Raw genomic sequence first — 7,224 nt, 5'->3', positions numbered from 1 at the left:
GGCCTGCATTACGGCAAGCACCACAAGGCCTATTTCGACGCGCTCAACAAGCTCGCCGCCGGCACGCCCTATGAGGCGATGACCCTGGCCGAGGTGGTGGTGAAGTCGGCCGCAGCCAAGGACCAGGCGGTGTTCAACCAGGCCGGCCAGGCCTGGAACCACAACCTGTACTGGGAGCAGCTCACCCCCGGCGGGCCGAAGGCGCCGCAGGGCCGGCTGGCCGACGCCATCGGCGAGGCCTTCGGCGACCAGGCGGCGCTGGTCAAGGCCACCACCGACGCCGCCGGCAAGGTGTTCGGCAGCGGCTGGGTCTGGCTGGTCGCCGATGCCGGCAAGCTGACCCTGGTCGGCACCTCGAACGCCGACTCCCCCTTCGCCCATGGCGGCCAGCCGCTGTTCGGCATCGATGTCTGGGAGCACGCCTACTACCTGGACTACCAGAACCGCCGCGCCGACCACGTCAAGGCGGTGATGGAAAGCCTCGTCAACTGGTCCGTGGTGTCGGACCGGCTGGGGGCGTGAGCCGAACTGAGGCATTCCAAACGGCCGTCATCCCGGGCGCAGCGCAGCACGCAGTGATGCGCTGCGCCCGGGATCTCTCGACGGTTGCGCAGAGATCCCGTGTCTGCGCAGCGGCACTTCGCGTCGCAGCGCGCACGGGATGACAGGAAAAGTGCGGGGCTTGGTTAATCGCAGCGCGGTGCGGCGACCGGCTCCAGCGTGTCCAGCTTCGCCGCCATGGCGAAGTCGCCATAATCGATGACGATGCGGTCGGCGATGCCGTTCTCGAACAGGCGCTGGCGCAGCTCGTATTCCGGCAGCTCCACGCCGGCGCCGTCCTTGTCGGGCTTGCCGACCGTGTAGAAGGCCATGCTGATCGGGTGCGAAGGCCCCCGCAGCAGCGGGTCGGCCGAGGCGTCGCCCGGCTGGGTGCGGCCGATCCCGACGCTGACATATTGCGGCCCGTCGGCGGAGCTGCCGTCGAAGAAGCCGGCGGTGAAGATCGGCTGCCCCTGCCGCATCGCCTCGACCAGCCGTTCCATATGTGTGGTCGGGAACAGGCTGCCGGCCGGCAGCGCCTGCTTCAGGTCGGCCGGCGTCTTGAACACGGCGTCGCCGCCCGCCGCGCCGTCGAGATGCGCCGTGCCGCGGATATCCTCCTTGTCCTCGCCATTGGTGGAGGAGCTGAGCTTGTAGGTCAGCTCGCGCCCGTCGGCGGATTCCCAGCCGGCGTAGCGGGTCTTGCGGGTCAGCGTGTCGCCCGAGGCGTAGACCATCGCCACCTGGTAGTTCTGCTCGAAGCTGGAGCCGTCGCAGGCCGGCGCCCAGCGGTACTCCATCTGCCCCTCGATCGAGACCACGTTGCGCTGCCCGCGCGTCATGTCGAGGCTGAGGGTGTAGACCGCCCGGTGGGGCTGCAGCGCCACCGTCGGAGCGGCCTGGGCCGCGCCGGACAGGAGCAGGAGGGCGAAGGCGGCGGACGAGGCGATGCGGATCATGGAGCATCTGAGCCCGAAGCCCCGGGCGATGCAAGCGCCACGGCGCCGCGCCGGGACGGTCGCTCAGCCCGCGATCTTCACGCCCTGCAGCCGCATCAGCCCGTCCGGATAGGGCGTGAAGCCCTGCACCGCCCGGCGCATGCCCCAGACCGAGCGGTAATGGTACAGCACGATCTGCGGCAGGTCGGCCAGGAACAACCCGGCGGCCTGGCGGTACAGCCCGACCCGCGCGGCCTGGTCGGTCGTGGCGCGCGCCTGCGCCAGCACCGCGTCGAAATCCCGGTTGCAATAGCGGCCCCAGTTCTGGAAGGCGTCGCAGCCGGCCCAGGCGGCCATGTTGGCGTCGGGGTCCAGCCGGCCGCTCCAGATCGCGATCGCCGCCTGGAAGTCGCCGGCATCGGCGCTGGCGGCCAGGGTCGCCGCCTCCAGCGCCTGCAGCTTGATGTCGAAGCCGGCCTCGCCCGCCATCGCCTGGATCATCTGCCCGACCTGCTGGGTGACCGGGCTGTTGGTGACCAGCAGGGTGAAGGACGGATTCGGCACCCCGGCCTCGGCCAGCAGGGCCTTGGCCTTGTCGACGTCGCGCGCCGGCATCGGGTGGCCGGGATCCTCGAAGGTGGTGCCCGGCACCTCCGGCTGGTTGCCGGGGATGAACATGCCCTCATAGGCCGCGGCGTTGATGGCGTCGCGGTCCAGCGACAGCTCCAGCGCCCGGCGCACTCGGGCATCCTGCCCGATCGGCGACTTCGCCTTGTCGCCATGGCCGATGTTGAAGGTGATCAGGTCATAGGCGATCGACGGGGCGTCGACCACGGTCACCGCCGGGTCGTCACGCAGCGCCGCGACCTCGACCGTCGGCACATGCTCGATCAGGTCGAGATCGCCGGAGCGCAGGTTGAGCAGCCGCACGGTCTCGTCCGGCATCGGCCGGTAGGTGACGCTGTCGAGGAAGACCGCGTCCCTGTTCCAGTACCGGTCGAAGCGCTTCAGCAGGATATGGTCGCCCTGCTGCCGCTCGACGAATTCGAACGGCCCGGCACAGACCGGGTGCTGGCCGATGCCGTCGCCGGCCTGGGCCAGCGCCTTGGGCGACAGCATCATCCCGGCGCGGTCGGACAGCACCGCCACCAGCGGCGCGTAGGGCTGGGCCAGCGTGATCTTCACCGTCAGCCGGTCGACCGCCGTCACGTCGGCGACCGGCTTCAGCTCCGACTTGCGGCGCGAGATCGGGGCCGTGCGGTAGCGGTCGAGATTGACCTTCACCGCGGCGGCGTCGAGCGGCTCGCCGTCCTGGAACAGCACGCCGTCGCGCAGCGTCAGGGTCAGCGCCTTGCCATCGGCCGACCAGTCCCATTTGGTCGCCAGCTCGGGCCGGAAGCCGCCGCCCGGGGCGACGCCGACCAGCTTGTCGCACATCGCGGCGAAGACCTGGCGGCCGGAGACCGAGCCGCCCTGGGCCGGGTCCAGCACATCCGGGTCGGCGTCGAGGCCGATCCGGAGGCCGGCGGCCAGGGCCGGAGAGGCGACAACGAGGCTCATCAGCGCCGCGGCGAGCGCGGCTGTCCGTCCAGACCGTCCGATCATCGGCAGCATCCCTGCGAATTTCTGTTCTGATCGCAGGGCCCAGGCCGAGCCTTCCCCTGCCGGACCGCCGGGACCGAGTCGGCACGGCGGTGCAGCAGCAGGGTAGCGCGGCCGCGGGGCCGCGACGAAGCTGAAATGTCAGATGAAAGGATGCCGCCCGCGGCCGGAGCCGCGGGCGGAACGCGTCAGCCCGCCTTCTTCGGCAGGTCGAGCTTGATATGCAGCTCCTTCAGCCGGGCCGCATCGACCTCGGCCGGGGCGCCCATCAGCAGGTCCTCGGCGCGCTGGTTCATCGGGAAGGCGATGACCTCGCGGATGTTCGGCTCGTCCGCCAGCAGCATGACGATGCGGTCGATGCCGGGGGCCGAGCCGCCATGCGGAGGGGCGCCGAAGCGGAAGGCCGACAGCATGCCGCCGAACTTCGCCTCCAGCACGTCCTGGCTGTAGCCGGCGATCGCGAACGCCTTGATCATGATCTCCGGCTTGTGGTTCCGGATCGCGCCCGAGGACAGCTCGACGCCGTTGCAGACGATGTCGTACTGGAACGCCTTGATGGTCAGCGGGTCCTGCGTCTCCAGCGCCTCGAGCCCGCCCTGCGGCATCGAGAACGGGTTGTGGCTGAAGTCGATCTGCCCGGTCTCCTCGTTCAGCTCGTACATCGGGAAGTCGACGATCCAGCACAGCTCGTACCGGTCCGGGTCGATCAGCTCCAGCTCCTGCCCGATCTTCGTGCGGGCGAAGCCGGCCAGCTTGCAGGCCGCGGCCTCCAGGTCGGCGACGAAGAACACCGCATCGCCGTCCCCGGCGCCGGTCGCCGCGCGCAGCGCGTCCTGGGCGCCGGCCTCCAGGAACTTGGCGATCGGACCCTTGCCGGCGCCGGCCTCGAACACGACGTAGCCGAGGCCCGGCGCCCCCTGCTCCTGCGCCCAGCCGTTCAGCTTGTCGAAGAAGCTGCGCGGCCGGTCGGCCACCTGCGGCGCGCGGATGGCGCGCACCACGCCACCCTTCTCGATCACGCCCTTGAAGGCGCGGAAGGTCACGTCCTCGCGGGCGAAGACCTGCGTGACGTCGGTGATCACCAGCGGGTTGCGCAGGTCCGGCTTGTCGTTGCCGTATTTCAGCATCGACTCGGCATAGGGGATGCGCGGGAAGGCGCCGGCGGTGACCGCCCGCTTGCTGCCGGTGAAGTCCGAGAACTCCTCGAACACGCCGCGCAGCACCGGCTCGATCGCCTGGAACACGTCCTCCTGGGTGACGTAGCTCATCTCGAAATCGAGCTGGTAGAACTCGCCGGGGGACCGGTCGGCGCGGCTGTCCTCGTCTCGGAAGCAGGGCGCGATCTGGAAATAACGGTCGAAGCCGGCGACCATCAGCAGCTGCTTGAACTGCTGCGGCGCCTGCGGCAGGGCGTAGAACTTGCCGGGGTGCTGGCGCGCCGGCACCAGGAAGTCGCGCGCGCCCTCCGGGCTCGACGCCGTCAGGATCGGCGTCTGGAACTCGCGGAAGCCCTGCTCGATCATGCGGCGGCGGATCGAGGAGATGACCTCGCTGCGCAGCACGATGTTGCGCTGCATCTTCTGCCGGCGCAGGTCCAGGAAGCGGTTGCGCAGGCGGATGTCCTCGCCGGCGTCCTCGTCCGAGGCCACCTGCAGCGGGATCACCTGGGCGGCCGACTGCAGCACGAAATCGTCGATCCGCACCTCGATGCCGCCGGTCGGCAGCTTGTCGTTGGCGGTCTCGGCGCTGCGCTTGACCACGGTGCCGGTGACGGTGACGACGCTCTCGACGCGCACCGCCTCGGCCGCCTTGAAATGCGGGCTGTCGGTGTCGACCACGCATTGCGTCAGGCCGTAATGGTCGCGCAGGTCGAGGAACAGCAGATTGCCATGGTCGCGCTTGCGATGGACCCAGCCGGACAGGCGGACGGTCTCGCCGGCCTGTTCGGGACGGAGCTGGCCGCAGGTATGGGTGCGGTAGGCGTGCATGGGATGCTCTCGGACCGGGGCAGAAACGCCGGTCAGTGACACCGCCCGCGCCGGCCTGTCAAGCCGCGGCTCGACGCCCCTGCCCTGCCTCCGGCAGAATGGTGCCGTTTCGCCTCGTTTCGGGGTCTTGGATAGCATGCGCTGGATTTTCGTCCTCATCCTTTTCCTTGTCGCAGGCACCGTCCGCGCGGCGGAACCGCAGCCGCCGTTCTTCATCGCCGACAAGTGTCCGGCCGGGACGATCCTGCCGGAGGGCGTCGCCGCGGACTGCGGCACCGTCACGGTGCTGGAGGACCGCGCTCGGCCGGACGGCCCGCGCATCCGGCTGCGGGTGGCGACGCTGCGGCGCACCGACCGCGAGCTGCGGCCCGACCCGCTGCTGTTCATCCAGGGCGGGCCGGGAGGCCCGGCGGGGCTTGACGCCGCGGGGTTGTCGGGTTGGGCAAAGGCGGTCCGCATCTCGGATTGGCTCGCGGCCCAACGGCTGGTGCTGTTCGACCAGAGAGGGGTCGGGGAATCCAGGCTGCTGCCAATCCCTTGCGAAGCGCTCGTTCACCAGGCACGGCAAACGATTCTCGACCATATGCAGCCGCCCGAGACGGTCCGGAGGGCGGCCACCAGGAAAAGCATGGAATCGTGCTGGGCCCGCTTTCGGCAGGCCGGGCATGACCCCGGCCTGATCACCACCGCCTCGATCGCCGCCGATGTCGAAGATCTCCGCCTGGCGCTCGGCCATCCGACATGGAACCTGTGGGGAAGCTCCTTCGGATCCCGGGTCGCCATGACTGTCATGCGCGACCATCCGCAAGGCCTGCGCTCGGTCATTCTCGAAAGCGTGTTGCCGCCCGAGGCGAATGTCTATGACGACGCCGCGAGCAGCGGCGAGGCCTTTGACGCCCTGGTCCGGGCCTGCCGGGCCAGCGCGGCCTGCAATGAGAACTATCCCGATCTCGAGCGGCGCTTCCTGGCCCTGGCCGACCGGCTCGACGCCGCCCCCTTGACCATTCCGATCTCCGAAGATTCGACAGCGCGGATCGATGGCTGGATGTTTCGCGATTTCGCGATCGGGATGCTGCGAACCCCCGCCGATGCGATGTTCGTGCCGTTTCTCATCGACGAGCTGGAGACGAACCAGACCCGCGTGATCACGGCCGGTAAGAGACTGGAGCTCCAGAAGGTCGAGGCGATGGGCGCAGCCATGTCACACGCCGTCCATGCCTCGATCTCCTGCGCCGACCTGACCCCGGCCGATCCGGGCTGGGTCGAGAAGGCCCGGGGCCATGACCCCCGCTTCGCCGCGCAGATGTGGGATGTGACGGCCGACGGGGATTGCGGGATGTGGCCGGTCCCGCACAGCCCGGCCAGCGACGCCGCGCCGGTGACCAGCGACATTCCGGCGCTGCTGATCTCCGGGGCGCTCGATCCCCAGACCCCGCCATCCTGGGCGGAGGCGGCGGTGAAGCGGCTGGCCAACGGCCACAGCTACGTGTTTCCGGCTTACGGCCACGGCGTGCTGTACTATGGCGAACCTTGCGCCGGCATGATCGCCGGCAGCTTCCTGGACGACCCGTCGCGGCGGCCCGACGACAGCTGCATCGCCGATCTCCGGCCCCTGGTCTTCGCGCCGCCGCCGCCGCGCCAGCGGTCGGCCCCTTCAGCCGCCGGGGCGAAGGCACCGTCGGGCGGCTGACATTCCGGCCGTGAGTCGTCATCCGGGCGACGCCCGCCCATGCTATCCTGGCCGCATGCGAGTGAACCCACATTTCCCATACCCCGTGTGGCCTGCGCCGGTTGAAGACACCGGCAGGGCAGGAGCCGTGTGCAGCCCGATGTGTTACATCGGGCAAGCGCGGCGACGCACCCTGCCGGTGTCTTCAACCGGCCCGAAGGGTTGCCTTGCGGCGGGCGCCTGCGGCCCCGGGCGGCTCGACCGTATATCTCTATACGCTCATCGCCGCCCGGGGCCGCATTCACCTCGCCGCAAGGCAACGCAGGCCGCATGGGGTATGGGAAATGCGGGTTAGGGCTTCCGATCCACGATGGCCGGCGTGACGGCCCGGGCGCAGCGGGCGCCGAATTCCCCCCCGGGCTCCCCAGAGCCGGGCCGCCCAGGACCGGGTGACGGTCGATCTGTCGGCCGTGGTCGTGGCGGTGGC

Annotated in this window: 5 protein-coding genes; 2 read left to right on the top strand and 3 right to left on the bottom strand. The window is 69.9% G+C overall.

What is annotated here, in order from left to right; translation table 11 throughout:
* Positions 1–522, top strand: a 522-nt coding sequence (locus P409_RS21475) for a superoxide dismutase (protein ID WP_034843484.1), incomplete at its 5' end; no start/stop codon positions are given.
* A gap of 164 nt (positions 523–686) precedes the next feature.
* Here the strand turns inward: P409_RS21475 and P409_RS21470 are convergent.
* The 3 genes from P409_RS21470 to aspS all read right to left on the bottom strand — a co-directional run bounded on the left by P409_RS21470 (position 687) and on the right by aspS (position 5,068).
* Positions 687–1,499 (bottom strand): EipB family protein, encoded by an 813-nt coding sequence (locus tag P409_RS21470; protein ID WP_034843482.1) that lies wholly within the window; start codon positions 1,497–1,499, stop codon positions 687–689.
* A 63-nt stretch (positions 1,500–1,562) separates the two neighbouring features.
* Positions 1,563–3,083, bottom strand: coding sequence for an ABC transporter substrate-binding protein (locus P409_RS21465; protein ID WP_034843486.1), 1,521 nt, complete (start codon positions 3,081–3,083; stop codon positions 1,563–1,565).
* A 185-nt stretch (positions 3,084–3,268) separates the two neighbouring features.
* Positions 3,269–5,068, bottom strand: a complete 1,800-nt coding sequence (gene aspS / locus P409_RS21460) for an aspartate--tRNA ligase (protein WP_034843480.1) — start codon at positions 5,066–5,068, stop codon at positions 3,269–3,271.
* A 136-nt stretch (positions 5,069–5,204) separates the two neighbouring features.
* On the opposite strand from aspS, the gene P409_RS21455 reads away from it, so the two are divergent.
* Positions 5,205–6,758, top strand: coding sequence for an alpha/beta hydrolase (locus P409_RS21455; RefSeq protein ID WP_034843478.1), 1,554 nt, complete (start codon positions 5,205–5,207; stop codon positions 6,756–6,758).
* Positions 6,759–7,224: the final 466 nt, after the last annotated feature.

This window comes from Inquilinus limosus MP06 (genome assembly GCF_000767795.1).
GTDB lineage: Bacteria > Pseudomonadota > Alphaproteobacteria > DSM-16000 > Inquilinaceae > Inquilinus > Inquilinus limosus_E.
Note: the sequence above shows the minus strand (reverse complement) of the source record. Positions and strands in the feature narration are given on the sequence as shown.